Below are 18429 nucleotides of genomic sequence, written 5' to 3' on the forward strand. Positions count from 1 at the left end.
ATCCATCCCCTTTCAAGTAAAATAATTCTTATCGTATAAAACTCTTTACAAAATCATATATGGCATCATATGGAACCGCCAGATTTATATTCTGTCCTTCACTAAAACCGGCGGTACTTATGCCTATCACTTCTCCGTACATATTAAGTACGGCACCTCCTGAAGAGCCCGGTGATGTAGGGGCACTAAACTGTATCATATCCACATTGTCAATATTTCTAAAACCGGATATTATTCCGTCTGAAACAGAATTAAACAGTCCCAAAGGACTTCCTATTGCCACTACTTTCTGCCCTCTTACCAAGGATTCACTTCCATTATAAAGCCCCAATGGATTTAATACTCTTGCTATTCTTATTATTGCAAGATCCAGATGTTGATTATACTTTATTATCTCATCCGTCTCATATATTCTTTCATCATCCTCTATTCTTACCTCAAAATAGTATCCACCCCTTATAACATGGCTGTTGGTAAGTATAAATCCGTCTTTTCCAATCATTATTCCCGAGCCTGTTCCAAGTCTTTTTCTCCTGTTATCATATATGGCTATCATAACAATGGATGTGGACAGTCTTGCCAGCTCCACATAACTAAGCTCTCTGTCACGCTTTATTTTTGACGGATTCGGTATCGTATGGCTTTTTGAGCTTGCAGCTGTTTGTTTATCTTGTATTTTACTGTTATCAGCCACGCTTACCACAGGCATACATTTAGCATCTCTGTCTTTTCTTCTTGTTGAAGCAAGACTTATAGTCACTTTTTTTTGTGTATTCTCAGTAACTTCCGATACAGTAACTAAATTCTTTCTTTCATCTGCCAAAGCCTGAGTTTCTATAGGCTTTGGAGTTTCAAATATCATTTTCCCCTCAAAAAAATCTCCAAGCCTTTTAGTATAATAATAATCCTCCATTACAGATATATCTTTTGCATACTGCAATAAACATATATCCATACCCAGCAGATTCAGAAAAACAAAAAAATAAATCTCAGACTCTTTTTGTATATTCTCGGCTACGATTTTTATATTTCTGCCCTCATTTATTTTAATATCAAAAAAATTCGCCTTCAACCAATACAGTATTTTTATCATTATATTTTTTTGTATTGTTTCGGAAATATTCTTCTTATATTTATATAAAATATTTGTCATCTCCTTTATTGCGGCGGCTCCCTCATCTCCCAAATTTATTCCGCCGATATTTATATGACCTGTATTTATAAAAGCCTCATAATCAGCCTGAATATCTTTTAAATCACCTTTTATCTCAAGGGAATCAATATATTTATAATAAATTCTTCCTTGTTTCATCTCATTTGTTAAATATTCTCTCAGTGAATTTATTTCTCTGTTTGTATTTTCATCAGCCCCTACAAATTTGACCATATAAGTATTTTTAATATCTCCGTTTTTGCTGCCTCTTACTTTGCCAAACTCCGTTATGCTATTTATATTTATCGGATTCAATCTCTGCTTTAGCATATTTACTCCATCAAAATCTATCTTTATTTTATTATATATTATATGATATAATTACCGGTATTGAAAGAAAATATAATCTTATATTCAATATTTTTTGACAGGGGTTGGCCATGAAAGATTCCAGTATTTATTATAGTGTGGGCGCATTGCTCTACACTGCCGCAAATAATACAAGTATTATAAATGATATAATTTATGAAAAATTTAATATTCCCTTCTCTTTGGCATTCTCATTTGACACTACATCCAATGATGTTGAAGCCGATAAGGCGGAAAATATTCTTATAAAATCATTGGACAAACTGTATGTCTCAAAGAAGGAAAGTAATTTCTATATTCCGAAGCTTTTTATAAAGGTGTTATCCACCTCTCATATAGCTCATATATATAAAAAATTCGGCAGCCTGCTTGATTTAATAACCGGCTTTATTTTACCTGATTTTTCCGTATCCAATGCCGACATATATATTTATGAAATGCAAAGAATCAATTCAGCACTTTCGACTCCTGTATATATTTTACCCGAACTTGATTGCATGGCATTACTTGATTTACGAAGCAGGTATAATTATCTTTATTCTATAAAGGAAAAACTGGAAGCGTATGAGGACTATGTTTTAAATATACTTATCTCAACCGGCAGCATGCTGAATATGCTCTGTGTCAGACATAAGGTTGATGAAAATATCTATCAGAGCGGGCCTGTAGCACAGCTTCTATCAGATATTGTAGCTACATTTGCAAGTAATTATATAATATCCGCACCGCCATTTGAATACTATGCAGGCATCGGCTGGCAGGAGGGGCTTGTAAATGAGATTGAACTTGATAGGTTACACGGTTTTATAGGCAAGACTGTTATTCATCCAAAACAAATAATGGTGGTAAATGATGCCTATAAAGTCCCCAGTATGGACTATGATGATGCCCTTCTTGTACTGGATGATAAAAAGATATATCAATCATCTCCCAATGTAAACGGTACCAGAATCAATGAACCTAAGATTCATTACAGCTGGGCAATGGAGATTATTTTACTTGCACAATATTTCGGTGTGAAAAAATATTAAAACAAGAGTGTAAGCTGCGGCTTACACCCTTTTTATATATCCTTCATCTTTTTTATTATTCCCATACATTTATAATTATTTAAGCTTGTATATTCTATCTCCACTTTTTTTTCCTGCGCAAGCTTTATTATATGGCGAAGCTGTCTGTCGTCTTTATATCTTTCATCTATCAGCACCTTCCACGGCACTCTTCTTAGCAATACTCTCGTGGTTTCACCAATCCCCGGCTTTATCAAATTTATATCCTTGATTCCATACCTGTCTGCCTGCTTTTTAACTTCAATAATACCTTTTTGCCCTCTAAAGCTGACAGGCTTTACATCCTTTTTGAAAAGTTTTTCTATATTCTCAATAAAATGATAGCTTAAATCATTTTTCTCATATTCCTTATAATATACGGCACCATGGAAATCACCTTCCCCTATTATATCATTTCTAAGAAATGTTCGGCTTATAAGCCCACATACTGTCGCATTGAGTGCCGAGCTTGGAATAAAGATATCATCATAGGTACCTGCCAAATCAGTTTCACCGGCAGGATCGGATACTACCGCAAGTCCCTCAGATACTCCATTGTAATTTTCACAAGCTGATTTTAATTCCTTTAAAATAGCGCCCTTACCTATCCATCCGTCCACAAAGAGAATATCTTTTGCATCATGGCGGGCAAGTATGTATTTCATAGCATTATCATCAATACCTCTGTCCCTTATTATAGAAATTGAATAATGTAGTACATCGGTTTCATACTTCCATTTTATATATCTTTTTAACAGAACTCCAATCGGAGTACCCGCCCTTGCCAAAGAGACCAAAACTACATTTTTTCCTCTTTTTTCTATTACTTTGTCTGCCAAAGATGCAAGAGCATCTGCCATTTTCTGTCCGAATACCTTAAATGAATCAAAATATATTTCCATATATTCATCTGTGGGTATATACTCTATAGGCAGCATCTCACTGTAGTGCATACCGGATTGTATAAGTTTTTCCCTTTCCACACTTGGAAGAGGTTTTACAAGCCCTGTAACATCCTTTAAAAGAAAGATTACATCATCATTTTTGTAACTGCTATTCATTATCCCACCTGATTAAATATATATTTTTATTGCCTGAGAGCCTGACAGCCTCTAAGGTATCGGCTTCCCCGTCTTTGTCTTTTCCGTCCGTAAACAGAAAAAATATATCAGATTCCTTCAAATCATACACATATGTCTGTCTGTTTTTATCATAAATACTTCTTAGCTCATATCTGGTGTGAAGAGGATAATCTACAAGCTTTGATACTTCAATCGGACTTCTTGTGGATGAATGCACATAGACATCCGCATCCGATATGGAATCAATATACTCCGCCAGTTTTATAGGTGCATATATAAATTCTTCCGTACCCAGCACTGTTACAGTCTTTTTGTTTTTTAACAGGCTTTTAAGCTCATATTTTTCTTCCAAAAAATCTCCAAGCCTTTTTATCTCCGCATCAAAATCTTTTATATTTATAAGTCTTCTGGTTCTGATTCCGGTTTTAAAGATAATTTCTTTTACATCTTTATTTAGAGAATTGCTGTCTATTCTATACACTTCTCCATCGGTTAAAATATCTGCCACATCCTCTTCAAAACCCTCTTTATCTATATCTCTTATATATATAATATCTACATTCTTTTCCTTAAAGAAGCTTTTTCTTTCCTCTGACAATGTATTTGTAAGTGGTGCAATAGCATATTTTTTTCCACCCTTGAATATGCCTTCTATCTCTTCTATACAATGCCATATTGTGTTTCCTGTAGTTATTTCATCCTCTACAAAAACTATTCTCTCTACCTGATTATATATTTTTTCAAGATCGGAGTATACCAGTCTTTGCTCCATAGCATGGCTATGCGCTTCCGTGAAATATATATAATTATCATTTTCACAGACATTCTCTCTGGTTGTTTGCATAAAAAATGCTCCTGCACTGCTTGCAAGAGCAGCTCCTATGGCTATAGCCGTCTCTGCAAATCCTATTACCAATGCATTCTTTAATATATCCTTTGATAACTTTGCCAGAGTATCATACTCATTTTTTACATCCCCAATCAATGCAATCTTATGCTTTCCCTGACCTGCATTGATTATCAAATAGCCTCTCTTATTATTATTAAGACGCTTTGCAAGGCTTATTTTATTCATATTACCACCTTTTAACGTAAATAAAAGGGTGACTCTCGCCACCCCTCCATTATAAAGTATTACTTGGAATCAATCTTCTGAATTATAAATCTGATATACCTGATACTCTTTTATAAATTCAAATCCAAGTCTTGAAGCTAACTCTACAGAGTGTTGATTTCTGACATCTATATATGGATTTATCTTTTTATCGTCCAGATAAAGTGATACATTAGATGCCGCTGTCAAAGCCAGATTTCTTCTCCTGTACTCAGGATCCGTAGCAAATACCAGCTCCATAAATTCATCACCATATGCTCTACCCATACAACCGCTCACAGCGATTCCGTCTTTATAGACCATATATCCTATAGCATCCTTAGCAAATGCTTCGGCATTATCAAAACATGCGGCAAAGTCTTCGCTCCACATATCATTTGACAAGGTCTCATATTCTTCCGGTTTTACTTTATCAATATTTAAACCTTCCTCCAATGCCGCATTCAGCTCTTCCAATAATGCCCTGTTTTCAACCTTTTTAAATTGCAAAAGATATCTTGAAAAATTTCTGTATCTGCAATCTATATTTTCCACAAGCCAATCTATCCAGGACTCTGAAGTAGGGATAATGTATGATCCTTCTCCATGCCTTGCAATAGTCCCCCACAAAGAAACCGCTCTGTCCTTCTTCGGAGTAACTCCCACTATATACATATAATGATATACCTGTATAACGCAGTATGAAGCCGCACCTACAGCCGGTATCCAGACTCTTCCGCATTTGCCGGCAAGTGCAAGCCTGACCAATATATCATCTGTTACCAATCCCGACAGACCTTCCCTTTCCTTCAAGCCAAGTTCAATCATAACCCTTCCTCGTCTAATCTTTCTTTTTATCTTCTATAAATATAGTTTAACACAAAGAGTTGGTTAATACTACAATAATATGCTTAAAAGTATGAATCTCTTTATTAAGTTTTTCACTAAAAAAAGCTGCTCCTTTAGTCCTAAAGGGCAGCAATTATTATCTTTTATATTATCCTAAGAAATTAGCCATACGAATTATAGGTCTGTAATTATAATTTGAAATTATTACACCTGTTCTTGTTGATGAAGCATGTACTACCTTTCCCTCACCTATATACATAGCAACATGGCTTACAGATCTGCCTGAACCGTAGAACAAAAGATCCCCCGGCTGAAGCTGGTCGGCACTTGCTACTGTAGCACCTCTGGTTGCCTGCTCTGCTGATGTTCTTGGAAGTGCAACTCCACCTGCATTTGCAAGTATGAATTTAACAAAACCTGAGCAGTCTGCTCCTATATATGGGTTTGTTCCACCATATATATATCTTCCTCCTACGAAGGACTTTGCAAAATTTGCAATCTCAGCTCTTTTATTTGCAGCTGTAGCCTGTTTTATACTCTCTGTTGCAGAAGCTGCCGCCTCCTCAGCTGAATCCATTTCTTCTATAGTGGTGTCTTCTGTCTTTATAGAAATATATCCGTCAACCTCATTATAAGAAACTCTTGCATATCCGCCGCCCATATCTTCCAATATCTGGAATACATCTCCTTTGCTGGCCTTTCCTATGGTTTCATTTGATGTCATGCTCTTGTAGATATCAAGTGAATCCGCTTCAACTGTGACTATATATGTTCCTTTCTTAAGTGCAGGACCTCTAAATACTGTTTCGCCGTATTTATAAGTAACTTTTCTGACAACTGTTGTAGCAAAAGCTGTAGCAGGTGAAAGTGTACTGATAGTCATTGCTGATAAAATTCCAATTATAAGTTTTCTTGTATTCTTCATTGTTAGGGCTCCTTAAATCCTTTATATAGTAAACCAACTTAAGTTGGTATTAATATCTCAAATAAAAATTACAAACCATTTGTGTTTGTTAAGTAAATGTTACGAAGCATAGTATAATCTCACTCGTATGATATGTCAAGCGTTTTATTTAGAGTTTAAGAATTTTTCTTATAAACTTTTTTAAATGAAAAAAGGCCCTAAATACTCACTAAATCCAGTATTTATAAGCCTTTTACGGTTTTTCTTTACAATTTTTACTCTATAAGAGCCAATGTATAACTTTCTTTTTTCTGTCAGAACCATTAAGAAGTAATTACTGCACTGAAAGAAATATTTATGTTTTTGGTTCTTATTAACTATAACATAAAATCATATACCTTTTTGAATTTTAAATTTACGATTATTTCTTATCATAAATTTTAAATCCTGTAACATTTATGTAACATTTTATAGATTCTTAATTTCTATTATTAAAAATCCCCCTTATAAGTACAAATATAAACAGTATTAAAAGAATCGGGAGCAGTACAGGAGCCAGATATTTAAGTACCTTTACTACTACCACAGCCACCAATATAAGGACTACCAAAGCAATAATCAGTGGTAGAACCAGGCTTTTCCCCGATAAACTATATACCTTGAATCCACTTTCTTCTTTTTTATCAAAATTTTCATTATATTCTTCTTCATAGCTGTATGTATTTTTATCTACATCCTCTTCCTTAGCATTTAATCCCACAAATACATCTTCATATCCATGTGCCACCTTTATAGAGTTTGCAATAAGCCTCGGTTCACCAAGTTCCTCCATAATATCATCCATACTTCTGCCTTTGGCTGCTTCATCATCTATATATGAAGAATAAAATCTTATATTTTCTTCAATAAGAGATGCGGATCCTGTGGAAAGCAAAGCTTTTTTCAGCCCCTCCAAAAATTCTTCTTTCGTCATATATTACTCCGTTATCAAATATATCTTTTTAGTTCATCCCTTCTTTTTTTATAATCGGGTATTTGTTTTTCTACCTCATTCCAAAATTCCTTGGAATGATTCATCTGCTTTAAATGAGCAAGTTCATGTACGCATACATAATCAATCAGGCTTTCAGGCAGGAAAAACAATCTAAAGTTGAAGTTTAAATTTTTCTTTGATGAGCAGCTTCCCCATATAGTTTTTACATTTTTTATTCTTACCATATTAAAGTGTACATTCATCTCTCTTGCAAAATCATTCAACTTTTTCTTGAATATTTTACTTCCTTCCGAATGCATCCAAAGCTGCACCATATTCTCATATTTTTCCTTAGGCAGGATAATATGATATTTTTCATCATATTTCATGTATAAAGATTCCGCTTCTAAGCTTAGGCTCAAACCAGGTGGATTTTGGAGGCATGAGTTTGTTATCATCCGCCACGGCAAAAAGCTCCTCCATAGATGTCGGATGCATTAAAAATGCCACCTTTCCTTTTCCACTCTCTATCTCACCTTTAAGATAGGACACTCCTCTGATTCCTCCGGCAAACTTTATTCTTTCATCAGTCCTCGGATCCTTTATTCCAAATATAGGTTCAAACACCAAATCCTGTAATATGGATACATCAAGGCTCTTTATCGGATCCTTTTCTACAGACTTTATTACAGAGTCTTTGGCTTTTAATATAAAGAATTTATCATTTATAAGCATTCCGAATTGATTTTTTTCTTTAATCTCCTCAAGTATCTGACTTTCTTTTATATCAAAGTTTTTTGATATAAGATTTATTATCTCTTCCGGACTCTTTTTATTAAAATCAAGAATTATTCTATTATATGGAAGTATATGCAATTGTCTTTCATCAAATATTACGGAAAGGAAATAATTATATTCCTCATTGCCTTTATTTCCTTGTTGCCTTCTCTTTAGCGCCACCTTTACGGCTGAAGCCGCTCTATGATGTCCGTCCGCTATATAGAGCGCAGGAATGGCTTTAAAGCATTCCGCAATCCTGTTGTTATAAACTTCTTCCACCTTCCACACTCTATGTCCGATTTTATCTTCTGAAATAAAATCATATATAGGCTCTTTCAAAATACTTTCAGATATTATTTTTTGCAAAGCATCATTTTTCTTATATGCCAAAAAGATAGGTCCGGTCTGTGCATTCACGGTATCTACATGATTTATCCTGTCTATTTCTTTTTCTTCTCTGGTGTTTTCATGTTTTTTTATAATATCGTTCAGATAATCATCCACACTTGCAAGCCCCACTATACCTATTTGGCTTCTTCCGTTCATAGTAAGTTCATACAGATAATAGCTTTCTACATCATCTTTTTTATATATGCCCTTATCTTTAAATTCGGCATATAAATCCCTTGCCTTTATATAGGCTTCTCTTGAATACATATCAAAGTTTTCATCAAACGCAGTCTCAGGTCTGTCGATATTTAAAAAGGCATAGGGCTTACCTGCCACCGCTTCTTTTGCCTCTTTTCTGTCATATACATCATATGGCAGGGATGCCACCTGCTCTACCAATTCCCTGTCCGGTCTTACACATTTGAAAGATTTTACTATCGCCATCTTACCCTCCATTTTATTTGATTCTATAATTCTATCATAAATACCATATTTCATATAGCTTTTATTAAATACTTAAGGATATAAAAACAGGCAAAGCCATAAGACCTCGCCTGTTTTCTTCTATAAGAAGAGCCGATGTATTTACTTTATAATCCTCACCTTGGACTTTATTATCGGGTTTCTCATAGCATGTATGAGCATAAGAACCACAAAAGCCAATTCTCTCTGATATAAATATTTAAGTAATTTTTATTAGTTTTTTCTATTCACATATAAAATTGGATGCTATCCTTATCTTTTGACAACCTTATATCTTTAATAAAATTAATATCTATTAAGCCTTTTCGGTTAATTCTTTCAACTTACTTTCTATTACTTGTTTTTCCGCCAAAAATTGCGCCAGACCTATTTCATATGCAATAATTTGTGTATATGACATTTTGTCCCTCCATTCTTTATGGTTTGACATTAACTGATTAATATCATTTTCTAATAAAGATAATCGGCTTCTAAGCCAATTGGCTATTATAGTTTTTTCCTCCTCCCCGCCGAAATACATTCTAACAAGAAACTCCGATTCTCTTTTTTCCGGATCAATAGGAGATTTTAAATAACAGTGAAATTCTTCAATACCTTTTTTTGTAATGTTGTAAATATTTTTATTGGGTTTTCCTTCTTGAATCACTATATTTTTCTCTACTAACAGTTCTTTCTCCAACCTCCTCAAAGTTGGATAAATCATTCCATAACTGGTTTTATAAAAATACCTAAATACTGTTTCAAATACTTCATTTATCTCATATCCACTTCGACTCTTCTCAATAAGCAAACCTAGTATAATATCTTTACCTGTCATATTCATTTTTTAAAAACTATAAACTTCCCTTCTAAAATTTTATCGTCGAAACCATTATATACTTTCGATGAGAAAAAGTAAAAAGGTGGTATGCTTCTCTCTATTTTGGAAATAATATTTGCTTTTTGATTCGGAAATAAAGGTTTATTAAATCTTATTTCTTCAACTTTACTTAGTAAATACTTTTCCCCATCCAAGCTAATCTCATTTCCTATGCACAACATCAATAGAATTGCTGACTGAGCCATTGCTTCTATGAGTAAAACGCCAGGAACAATAGGCTCTTGGGAAAAATGTCCTAAAAAAATAGGATTATCACTCTTAAACGTGTAATTACATTGAATAGTCTTGTTATTTTTATCCACATCATTTACATAATCAACAAACCTAAATGGTTAACCTGTTAGGGACAGCGAAAATAACGAAAACTTGGAAAGGATGTAATTCTCATGTCAAATACGAAAAGAACAGGACAAACAGCCCTTTATGAGCGTTTAAGTCGTGATGATGAAAATGCAAGGAGAGAGCAATTCTATCACCAATCAAAAGCAGCTACTTGAAAGCTATGCCAAAAGAAACGGCTTTGTAAATATTTATCACTATACAGACGATGGAGTAAGCGGAACAACCTTTGATAGAGAGAGATTTCAAAAAATGATAAAAGCAGTAGAAGAAAACAAAGTATCTACTGTGATAGTAAAAGATATGAGTAGGTTTGGCAGAGATTACCTCAAAGTAGGCTTTTACACCGAAATACTTTTCAAAGAAAAGGGAGTAAGATTTATCGCCATCAATAACGGAATAGATAGCGAGAAACAAGCAGAAAGCGACTTCACCCCATTTCTAAATATCATGAACGAATGGTATGCAAGAGATACCTCAAGAAAAATACAATCTATCTTCAGAGCAAGAATGGAAGAGGGCAAAAGAGTATCACCAAGCGTTCCATACGGCTATTATAGAAACCCAAAGAACAAACAGCAGTTACTTGTCGATAAAGAGAGTGCAAAGGTCGTAAAACGCATTTACCATCTTGTTATAGAGGGATATGGAGTAACACAGATAGCAGATATACTAACCAAAGATAAAGTCCTTATTCCATCAGCCTATGCCCAAATACATTACCCAGAAAATAACCATAGCTCAAAGAAAAGAGGAATAGAAGACCCGTATTTTTGGACACCGACCACAATAGGCTATATCTTAGAAAAAAGAGAATATATGGGTCATACTGTTCTTGGTAAAACAATATGCGTTGATTACAAAACTAAGAAACGCAGAAAGGCGAAAGAAGATGAACTCATTATCTTCAAGAACACTCATGAAGCCATCATTGACGAAGAAACATGGAACAATGCTCAACGATTAAGAAAAACAGTGAGAAGAAGTCCAAAGTATGGTACAACCTCACACCCGTTTACAGGACTTTTAATCTGTGCAGATTGTGGAGGAAAATTAAGTTACAGAGAGCCGGCAGAACATAAAGAAAAGAAATATGATAGTGATTACTCTTTTGTATGTCAACATTACCGACACAGAAAAGGCACTTGCAGTATGCACTACATCAAAGTAAAAACAGTAAATGAAATTCTATTAAAATCAATCAAAGAAATCACAGACTTTGCCAAAGAAGAAAAGCAAGAATTTCTAAAAGTGATGAACAAATTATCCGATGAAAAAAGGGAAGAAAAGTATCAAGATGATAAAACGAAATTAGAAAAATTATCTTCAAGAAATGAAGAACTAACACCCCTTATTACAAAGCTATATGAAGACCATGCACTTGGAAAAATTCCTGTAAAACACTTTGATAGATTATTTAACACCTATGATACAGAGCAACAAGACTTAGAAAAGCAAATACAGTATTTTGAAGATGAAATAGAAAGTTATCATCAGAGAAAAGTGGACACCGATAAATTCCTAAATATGATAGAAAAATATACCGACATTGAGGAACTTACAGTTCCGATGATAAATGAGTATATAGAAAAAGTAGTAGTCCATGAAGCCACAGGAGGAAGAAAAGGAAAAGATAGAAAACAACAAGTTGATGTGTATTTTAACTTTATATGCAACTGTCAAGTACCACAAAAAGCCGATATAGAAAAAATGGCTTAAAAATGGTATAATATTGTTAATTATTTAGAGAGAAAAATAGTTACTGTACACGGGTAAGCTTGTCTTCTACATCTTAATCTATTAAACTTATGGAGTCTAACACGCCGTTCAGGCTCCATATTATCTATTAAAGATTTCCTTGACAGCAGTGTAAAGGTTTGGATTATTTTTCCGTACTCCAAGCAGCACACCCTTGCTCTGACATAATTCTTCGATGCTTTCAAAGCTTCGAAATGTCATTGCAAAAGTCTGCTTCCTCTTATAATCTCTTAAACAGCGTTCTGCTGTATTGTTTGTAGTTGGCACCCTCATATCATGCAGGAAGAGTAGATGTTGCGCTTTATATTTCTGCATCCGGCGATACAGATTGTATCCATCACGATAATAAGGACTTGGCTCATGAAGTATGTACTCTTCCCCAGCTTTTTCAAGGATTTCTTGGTACTTTCCTTCAAAGTCAGATACGATCTTGGGATCTAAATGTGCATCATCTGCATGCTCATTTCTGTAATGTACCATTTCCCGGATTAGTTCTCTCATCTTGCGGTGCCAGGTCAAAGATGGCTCATTTTCCATGCTGTCTTTCAGATACCGTTGTACATGTGCGAGACATTCCTGATGGGCATTGCCATACTTATAAAAGGTGATTTCGTGGTCGTGTACCAAAATACCTTGGAAATCCTCTGTTACAGTTCCCTTTACACCTTCATGCCCCTTTTTCTCACGGGCGAAGTAAAGAACATTCTGTTCATCCGGTGTTGCACATACATATACATATGCACTTTCTCCGTTTACCCTAGCATTTGTACAGTCTGTATGCATAACCGCAGAAGACAGCAGGTCTGCAAAGATCTTTTTTTGCTCTATTTTTGTTTTTTTTGAGAACTCATGGCAGAGTTTATTTATCATGCCTCCTGATATTTTCAGTTTTCCACCGGTAAGATCTGACAGAAAACGACTGCTTTTGTCAATAGAAACAGCACAGTCTGTGTTTAACAAAAACAAAAGTGCCTTGATGCTGCCATCATAGTTCACATCGTCAACAACACCACTTGGAAAAGCCGCATGGATTCGCTCTCCGGTCGTGGAATTGTAGTATACATCCGCTTGATATTCTGTTACATTCATAATCAACTCAACAGAAACGAGCTGCTTGATAATAGTCTTATTTGTCTTCTTAAAACCCGGATCTTTTGCCACCTCTTTTGGTGCCGGAAGGCAAATGACCTGAGTTGGTATCTGTTTCTTTCTTCCATGGTGGGCATGGCCCGGCTGTGCCCCGGGTTTTCTTCCGGTACACTCACGATTATTTGGAATTTTACTGCGGTTTCTTGATTGTGATGACGGAATGGAGGAATTCTCATAGTCACGGTTTAGCTGTGCTAAAAGTTTTTTATTTCGTCCTTTCTCATCATCAAGCTGAGTTTTTAATTCGCTGTTTTCACGGCAAAGGTCAGTAATCTTAGACAACGCCTGTTCCCTGTCACGTTCTGATAACAACCACTTCTTTTCTTTCTCTTTTAACCCACGTTTCAACTCTTTCATTGATGCATGTAGTTCTTTAAGTGCGTCCTCGTATGCTTCTTCACACCATTTCCATGCATTTTTTACATCCCTATGAAGACCTTCAATAACAAGGTTTAGTTGCTTTATCTGCCTACGATACTCATCGATCAACTTTTGATGTTCCCTTTGAATCTGCTTAAAGCGCTCACCTGATTTAAAATCGGCAACTTCCTTTTTTAGTATTTTGTTTTCCTGTTGTAAAGCACCAATATATTCAAAGGGAATTCTCATTATGATTTCTCCAGTTCCTTGATTATTTTATTCTGATTATTAACAATTCGCTCCAAAAGATATATTTGCTCTTTCTGAGCTTCGATTGTTTCCAAAAGTACCTTGTTTTCCTTTTCGTATTCCTTACATAATGTTTTTTGTAAGGCTAAAAGCTGTTCTATCTTACCGGAAATATGATTCATATACTCACCTCATTTCATGGTAAGATTATATCAGAAATGTTGTATTTATGCGAATTTGACGACAAAGTCCCTTCGTTATTTTGCCATGTTCATAACTCTTAAAAAAAACCATGTTCAAACACAGATTGTGTAGAACTATCCACAAATGATAGTGAAATCATTCTGTATAGGATAGATATAGATAAAATCTGTTGATAACTTAAATACAAAAAATTCGGTTGGCAGAGTTACCAACAAAAACTCTACTAACCGAATCACTCATAATAAAATAAGAAAATAATTTTCGGCATTTTTCACAATGGGAATATACTACCCGTGTACAGTAACGAAAAATTAGAATTTTCCTTTATTCAGACATACAAACTATTGACAATAAAGCTCCTATATAGTATGTTTTTATAAACTACTATATAGGAGCTTTTACATGAAAACAAATGGAGGATTTCTTGTCACCAAAATAAAACAGCTTGGTGACCGGATTTTTGAGAAGATTCTCAGCGAAAAGAATATTGATGCGTTCAATGGAGCCCAGGGGCGCATTCTTTATGTGCTGTGGCAAGAGGATGGAATCTCGATCAGGTCACTCTCGGTCAAATGCGGATTAGCGATAACATCTCTTACGACGATGCTGGAAAGAATGGAACATCAAGGGCTGATAAGCCGTGTTCAGTCTGAAACGGACAAAAGGAAAACACTCCTGTTTCTGACTGAGAAAGCACATGCCTTAAAGGGCGAGTACGATTCTGTATCTGATGAGATGGGCAGCATTTACTACAAGGGTTTTTCAGAGGAAGAAATTACCCGGTTTGAGGAATGCCTCGACCGCATCAGAAAGAATCTTGAGGAGTGGCAGAAGTCATGAGTATTTGTATCAAAGATCAGATTCAGAACATGAATCTCATCATCGGCTGCACAGTGGGGTGTGCATATTGCTATGCCCGCAACAATGTAAAGCGCTGGCATATGATCGATGACTTTGCTGATCCTGAGTTCTTTCCGGGCAAGCTCAAGATGATGGAAAAGAAACGTCCGCAGAACTTTCTTCTTACCGGCATGAGCGATCTCTCCGGATGGAAGCCGGAATGGAGAGACGAGGTATTTGCAAAGATCCGTGAAAATCCACAGCATCAGTTCCTGTTCCTGACCAAGTGCCCCGATCTGCTGGATTTTGATACCGATCTGGAAAACGCATGGTTTGGCGTTACGGTGACGAGGAAAGCAGAACTGTGGCGTATTGACGCCCTTCGGAAAAACGTCAGAGCAAAACATTACCATGTTACCTTTGAGCCGTTATTCGACGATCCCGACACAGTTGACCTTTCCGGAATCAACTGGATCGTTGTCGGCACTATGACCGGGGTTCAGAGCAGGAAGGTTCATACGGAGCCGGAGTGGGCATGGTCTCTGACGGATCAGGCACATGCGCTCGGCATTCCGGTGTTTATGAAGGAAGACCTTGTCCCTATCATAGGGGATGAAAATATGATTCAGGAAATGCCGGAGGAATTCAATAAAGTGTTAGAGGTACAGAGATCATGGCAGAAGTAATCGATGGAATCCTCATTTGTGAGGTGGAAACAAAGAACATCATGACCAAGTCCAGTCTGCCGGTAGGCGGTTACTCGGTCAATCCCTATGTGGGCTGTACACATGCCTGCAAGTATTGCTATGCTTCTTTTATGAAGCGCTTTACCGGACACACGGAGGAATGGGGCACTTTCCTTGATGTGAAGCATTGGCCGGAAATTAAAAATCCGAAGAAATATGCCGGACAGCGGGTGGTCATCGGTTCTGTGACGGATGGCTACAATCCACAGGAGGAGCAATTCGGGAATACCAGAAAACTTCTGGAGCAGTTGATTGGCAGTGACGCAGATATTCTGATCTGCACAAAGTCTGATCTTGTGGTAAGGGATATTGATCTGCTGAAGAAGCTTGGACGAGTGACCGTTTCATGGTCGATCAACACACTGGATGAAAATTTCAAGAACGATATGGACTCTGCTTCGAGCATTGAACGGCGTATCGCTGCTATGAAGCAGGTATATGACGCAGGAATCCGTACAGTCTGTTTCGTATCCCCGGTATTACCCGGGATCACGGACTTTGAAGCCATCTTTGAGCGGGTAAAGGATCAATGCGATCTGTTCTGGCTCGAAAACCTCAATCTTCGGGGCGGCTTCAAAAAGACGATCATGGATTATATCGCCGGAAAATATCCTGATCTTGTACCGCTTTACGATGAGATCTATAACAAGCATAACCGCAGCTACTTTGGAGCGCTTGAAGTAAAAGCTGCGGAAATGGCTAAGAAGTATGATTGTCCCTTTGTGGATAATGAAATGCCTTATGGCAGGGTCACGCAGGGACATCCGGTGATTGTGGATTATTTCTATCATGAGGAAATCCGAGGGACAGAAAATACCGGAAAAAGAAATCGTTAAACAGAAATTTATTGCTGCGGTGCATTCGTATTTTGCTTCGCTTCAAACGCACAATTCCAGTTTGTCGAACTGATAAAATCCCTTTAGGAACTAAAGGGCGCACTTCTATACTCTCCTGTCGGGAGTATCGTGCGTCCTGCGGAGCTTCATTCTCTGTCAGCATAAAAAAGCTGCATGACCGAGAATGTTTCGTCACTTCGTTCCGTCAAAGTGGCTACACCTCCTTGCACCGCTTATGCGGTTATTCCCTGTGTACTTGCCGTCCGCAAACAGCACGAAATGCTGTTCGCCGCCAGCAAGTTTGAAGGCGAATAATGATGTTCGTCAGTTTGCGGTTAGTAAGAATCTAAGTCAAATCATTGTGCCGAGAAATGGTGAATATATAGAACGATAACTTCAAGTTCGAAAAATTGAGAAATCGTAAAATTGAAGAAAAAAGAAATGCACAGTTCTTAGCATATCGGGAACTGTGCATTTCTGTAAATAAATACTTTTTATTAGCCGATTACGGCATCCTCTGCTGTAAAATGTTCCAGAGAATTTTCTTTTACCTGAATGCAGATATAAGTAATTCCGGAAATATCGGATGCAAAAAACTGACGCTTTGCAGCAGGTGCGATTTTCAGCCAGTCTCCAGTTGAAAGACTGATTTCTTCTCCATCAATTATGGCTTTGCCGTTACCTGAAAGAATTCCATAGATTTCTTCATTTTCTTTATGAGAATGAACAAATGGGACATTTGCTCCTGCAGGTAGTTCGTTCAAACTGATTTCTGCACCTGTTAAAGACAACTTTTCATGCAACTCAATTCGGTTTTCCTTTCCAATAGTTGTTTTTGTGTGATTTGCCATAATAATACCTCCATGGTTAATTTGTAGTTTCTGGTTGCTTGGTATTAGTATAGTGTGAGACACATACAAAAACAAGTACGCACCTTTTTGTAACTGTACACTCAAAATTGAATGTGTTACAATAGACTCGGAGGTGAGAATTATGCGAGCAAAAGAAGAATTACCGGAATGCCCAGTTGCAACAGCAGTATCTCTCATCGGAGGAAAATGGAAATTGCTGATTTTGCGTAACTTGAAAGAGCGTCCATGGAGATTCAATGAGCTACAACGAAGTATAGACGGTATTTCACAAAAGGTTTTGACAGATAGTTTAAGACAAATGATGAGTGATGGACTGGCATATCGCCACGATTACCATGAGCAGCCACTGAGAGTTGAATACGGCTTAACGGAACTCGGAACAAAAATGCTTCCAATTGTTAATTCACTTGCTGATTTTGGTAACTACTATAAATCAATTATTGAACAGAATCAAGTGTGTTAGTATTTGAAAAGCTCGAACAATTCCAGTTTGTCGAAGTAAAACAATTAAATACAAGCTATAACATAGCAGTTCACGAAACAGTAAATCAAATCGGTTTACTGTTTTTTTTATTGCTCAAAATTAGAAAGAGAGGAAAAGAGAAAATGAAAAATATAGACAAAAAAATCTTAATGGCGGAAGAAGAAATCAAGCAGTTACAAAACAAAAGAAAGAAACTCATCAGTCAGCAGAAACAGGAAGAGCGAAAGAAAAGAGATAGACGTCTTTATGAAAAAGGAGCAGTCTTTGAAAGTATCTTTACCGAAAGCAAGGATTTTACCAAAGATGAATTCTATCAGCTAATCACATTCCCAAAAATCAAAGAAGAAGTCAATCAAAAAATCCTAAAAATCATAGAGAAGCGAGAACAAAGCGAAAATCGAAATACAGGAACACAAGAGGAAGAAATGGAAACAGAGGAATAATCCCTTGTTTACAAGGGCGCACTTATACACCCTAAAGGGGGTGTGCGTTCTCCGAAGGCTCTTAGCAGAGGGCATATCAGCTAACGCTGATACAGGGGAGCTACACTCCCCTACGGAAATAAATTTCCTACCCCTTGTGTACTT

At 36.4% G+C, this 18429-nt stretch carries 18 protein-coding genes and 2 pseudogenes; 7 read left to right on the forward strand and 13 right to left on the reverse strand.

Translation table 11 applies throughout. From position 1 onward, the window contains the following. Positions 1-28: 28 nt before the first annotated feature. Entirely contained in the window at positions 29-1483 is a 1455-nt protein-coding gene (locus J4O15_RS03090) for a S1C family serine protease (RefSeq protein ID WP_208099661.1), read from the reverse strand. A gap of 110 nt (positions 1484-1593) precedes the next feature. On the opposite strand from J4O15_RS03090, the gene J4O15_RS03095 reads away from it, so the two are divergent. After that, positions 1594-2553 (forward strand): HpcH/HpaI aldolase/citrate lyase family protein, encoded by a 960-nt coding sequence (locus J4O15_RS03095; RefSeq protein WP_208099662.1) that lies wholly within the window; start codon positions 1594-1596, stop codon positions 2551-2553. A 32-nt stretch (positions 2554-2585) separates the two neighbouring features. On the opposite strand, the gene J4O15_RS03100 is transcribed toward J4O15_RS03095, so the two are convergent. From J4O15_RS03100 to J4O15_RS03140, 9 genes and pseudogenes are all read right to left on the reverse strand, one after another. Continuing rightward, the gene (locus tag J4O15_RS03100; protein WP_208099663.1) at positions 2586-3632 is read right to left on the reverse strand and encodes a cysteine protease StiP family protein; all 1047 of its coding nucleotides are present in this window, start codon (positions 3630-3632) and stop codon (positions 2586-2588) included. Continuing rightward, positions 3625-4728, reverse strand: coding sequence for a phosphoribosyltransferase domain-containing protein (locus J4O15_RS03105; RefSeq protein ID WP_208099664.1), 1104 nt, complete (start codon positions 4726-4728; stop codon positions 3625-3627). The genes J4O15_RS03100 and J4O15_RS03105 overlap by 8 nt, the downstream gene beginning before the upstream one ends. Before the next feature lie 69 nt (positions 4729-4797). Continuing rightward, entirely contained in the window at positions 4798-5574 is a 777-nt protein-coding gene (locus J4O15_RS03110; RefSeq protein ID WP_009219723.1) for a GNAT family N-acetyltransferase, read from the reverse strand. 169 nt (positions 5575-5743) lie between these two features. Next, the gene (locus tag J4O15_RS03115) at positions 5744-6520 is read right to left on the reverse strand and encodes a C40 family peptidase (protein ID WP_208099665.1); all 777 of its coding nucleotides are present in this window, start codon (positions 6518-6520) and stop codon (positions 5744-5746) included. Between the two features lie 457 nt (positions 6521-6977). Then, the gene (locus tag J4O15_RS03120) at positions 6978-7472 is read right to left on the reverse strand and encodes a DUF1700 domain-containing protein (RefSeq protein WP_208099666.1); all 495 of its coding nucleotides are present in this window, start codon (positions 7470-7472) and stop codon (positions 6978-6980) included. A gap of 14 nt (positions 7473-7486) precedes the next feature. Further along, positions 7487-7861 carry a M48 metallopeptidase family protein gene (locus J4O15_RS03125; protein WP_208099667.1) on the reverse strand — a complete coding sequence of 125 codons (375 nt, stop codon included), beginning with the start codon at positions 7859-7861 and terminating at the stop codon, positions 7487-7489. After that, the gene (locus J4O15_RS03130; protein WP_208099668.1) at positions 7851-9086 is read right to left on the reverse strand and encodes a DUF1015 domain-containing protein; all 1236 of its coding nucleotides are present in this window, start codon (positions 9084-9086) and stop codon (positions 7851-7853) included. Before J4O15_RS03130 ends, J4O15_RS03125 begins: the two co-directional genes overlap by 11 nt. Before the next feature lie 334 nt (positions 9087-9420). Next, positions 9421-9942: a PadR family transcriptional regulator gene (locus J4O15_RS03135; RefSeq protein WP_243761949.1), complete on the reverse strand. Its 522-nt coding sequence runs from the start codon at positions 9940-9942 to the stop codon at positions 9421-9423. A 2-nt stretch (positions 9943-9944) separates the two neighbouring features. After that, positions 9945-10322: pseudogene (locus J4O15_RS03140) on the reverse strand (3-hydroxyacyl-ACP dehydratase FabZ family protein); the annotation flags it as partial. A 69-nt stretch (positions 10323-10391) separates the two neighbouring features. On the opposite strand from J4O15_RS03140, the pseudogene J4O15_RS03145 reads away from it, so the two are divergent. Further along, positions 10392-12063: pseudogene (locus J4O15_RS03145) on the forward strand (recombinase family protein). 120 nt (positions 12064-12183) lie between these two features. Here the strand turns inward: J4O15_RS03145 and J4O15_RS03150 are convergent. Continuing rightward, positions 12184-13860 (reverse strand): IS66 family transposase, encoded by a 1677-nt coding sequence (locus tag J4O15_RS03150; RefSeq protein WP_208099434.1) that lies wholly within the window; start codon positions 13858-13860, stop codon positions 12184-12186. Continuing rightward, positions 13860-14042, reverse strand: a complete 183-nt coding sequence (locus J4O15_RS03155) for a hypothetical protein (protein WP_208099433.1) — start codon at positions 14040-14042, stop codon at positions 13860-13862. Before J4O15_RS03155 ends, J4O15_RS03150 begins: the two co-directional genes overlap by 1 nt. Positions 14043-14466: 424 nt before the next feature. Here J4O15_RS03155 and J4O15_RS03160 point away from each other — a divergent pair, with 424 nt between their 5' ends. Genes J4O15_RS03160 through J4O15_RS03170 form a run of 3 tightly spaced genes read left to right on the forward strand, consistent with a single transcriptional unit; the run spans position 14467 to position 16486 of the window. Continuing rightward, the gene (locus J4O15_RS03160; protein ID WP_009219716.1) at positions 14467-14904 is read left to right on the forward strand and encodes a radical SAM mobile pair system MarR family transcriptional regulator; all 438 of its coding nucleotides are present in this window, start codon (positions 14467-14469) and stop codon (positions 14902-14904) included. After that, positions 14901-15590: a radical SAM mobile pair protein A gene (locus J4O15_RS03165; protein ID WP_208100260.1), complete on the forward strand. Its 690-nt coding sequence runs from the start codon at positions 14901-14903 to the stop codon at positions 15588-15590. The genes J4O15_RS03160 and J4O15_RS03165 overlap by 4 nt, the downstream gene beginning before the upstream one ends. Continuing rightward, positions 15578-16486, forward strand: coding sequence for a radical SAM mobile pair protein B (locus tag J4O15_RS03170; protein ID WP_208099671.1), 909 nt, complete (start codon positions 15578-15580; stop codon positions 16484-16486). Before J4O15_RS03165 ends, J4O15_RS03170 begins: the two co-directional genes overlap by 13 nt. Before the next feature lie 497 nt (positions 16487-16983). Here the strand turns inward: J4O15_RS03170 and J4O15_RS03175 are convergent, their stop codons facing one another. Beyond that, positions 16984-17337, reverse strand: a complete 354-nt coding sequence (locus J4O15_RS03175; protein WP_208099672.1) for a cupin domain-containing protein — start codon at positions 17335-17337, stop codon at positions 16984-16986. Positions 17338-17479: 142 nt separating this feature from the next. Here J4O15_RS03175 and J4O15_RS03180 point away from each other — a divergent pair, with 142 nt between their 5' ends. Both J4O15_RS03180 and J4O15_RS03185 read left to right on the forward strand, forming a co-directional pair. After that, positions 17480-17821 (forward strand): winged helix-turn-helix transcriptional regulator, encoded by a 342-nt coding sequence (locus tag J4O15_RS03180; RefSeq protein ID WP_208099673.1) that lies wholly within the window; start codon positions 17480-17482, stop codon positions 17819-17821. Next, positions 17815-18285, forward strand: a complete 471-nt coding sequence (locus tag J4O15_RS03185; RefSeq protein ID WP_442911592.1) for a DUF3847 domain-containing protein — start codon at positions 17815-17817, stop codon at positions 18283-18285. Before J4O15_RS03180 ends, J4O15_RS03185 begins: the two co-directional genes overlap by 7 nt. Positions 18286-18429 lie beyond the last annotated feature (144 nt).

Origin of the sequence: Lachnoanaerobaculum sp. Marseille-Q4761 (assembly GCF_017565785.1) — a bacterium.
In the GTDB taxonomy this organism is placed as follows: domain Bacteria; phylum Bacillota; class Clostridia; order Lachnospirales; family Lachnospiraceae; genus Lachnoanaerobaculum.

What these genes read in the sequence shown, in the direction of transcription:
- J4O15_RS03175 (WP_208099672.1), bottom strand. Translation starts at nt 17,337, where the DNA reads ATGGCAAATCACACAAAAACAACTATTGGAAAGGAAAACCGAATTGAG.
- J4O15_RS03130 (WP_208099668.1), bottom strand. Translation starts at nt 9,086, where the DNA reads ATGGCGATAGTAAAATCTTTCAAATGTGTAAGACCGGACAGGGAATTG.
- J4O15_RS03105 (WP_208099664.1), bottom strand. Translation starts at nt 4,728, where the DNA reads ATGAATAAAATAAGCCTTGCAAAGCGTCTTAATAATAATAAGAGAGGC.
- J4O15_RS03170 (WP_208099671.1), top strand. Translation starts at nt 15,578, where the DNA reads ATGGCAGAAGTAATCGATGGAATCCTCATTTGTGAGGTGGAAACAAAG.
- J4O15_RS03090 (WP_208099661.1), bottom strand. Translation starts at nt 1,483, where the DNA reads ATGCTAAAGCAGAGATTGAATCCGATAAATATAAATAGCATAACGGAG.
- J4O15_RS03100 (WP_208099663.1), bottom strand. Translation starts at nt 3,632, where the DNA reads ATGAATAGCAGTTACAAAAATGATGATGTAATCTTTCTTTTAAAGGAT.
- J4O15_RS03155 (WP_208099433.1), bottom strand. Translation starts at nt 14,042, where the DNA reads ATGAATCATATTTCCGGTAAGATAGAACAGCTTTTAGCCTTACAAAAA.
- J4O15_RS03160 (WP_009219716.1), top strand. Translation starts at nt 14,467, where the DNA reads ATGAAAACAAATGGAGGATTTCTTGTCACCAAAATAAAACAGCTTGGT.
- J4O15_RS03135 (WP_243761949.1), bottom strand. Translation starts at nt 9,942, where the DNA reads ATGACAGGTAAAGATATTATACTAGGTTTGCTTATTGAGAAGAGTCGA.
- J4O15_RS03110 (WP_009219723.1), bottom strand. Translation starts at nt 5,574, where the DNA reads ATGATTGAACTTGGCTTGAAGGAAAGGGAAGGTCTGTCGGGATTGGTA.
- J4O15_RS03165 (WP_208100260.1), top strand. Translation starts at nt 14,901, where the DNA reads ATGAGTATTTGTATCAAAGATCAGATTCAGAACATGAATCTCATCATC.
- J4O15_RS03180 (WP_208099673.1), top strand. Translation starts at nt 17,480, where the DNA reads ATGCGAGCAAAAGAAGAATTACCGGAATGCCCAGTTGCAACAGCAGTA.
- J4O15_RS03095 (WP_208099662.1), top strand. Translation starts at nt 1,594, where the DNA reads ATGAAAGATTCCAGTATTTATTATAGTGTGGGCGCATTGCTCTACACT.
- J4O15_RS03120 (WP_208099666.1), bottom strand. Translation starts at nt 7,472, where the DNA reads ATGACGAAAGAAGAATTTTTGGAGGGGCTGAAAAAAGCTTTGCTTTCC.
- J4O15_RS03115 (WP_208099665.1), bottom strand. Translation starts at nt 6,520, where the DNA reads ATGAAGAATACAAGAAAACTTATAATTGGAATTTTATCAGCAATGACT.
- J4O15_RS03125 (WP_208099667.1), bottom strand. Translation starts at nt 7,861, where the DNA reads ATGAAATATGATGAAAAATATCATATTATCCTGCCTAAGGAAAAATAT.
- J4O15_RS03150 (WP_208099434.1), bottom strand. Translation starts at nt 13,860, where the DNA reads ATGAGAATTCCCTTTGAATATATTGGTGCTTTACAACAGGAAAACAAA.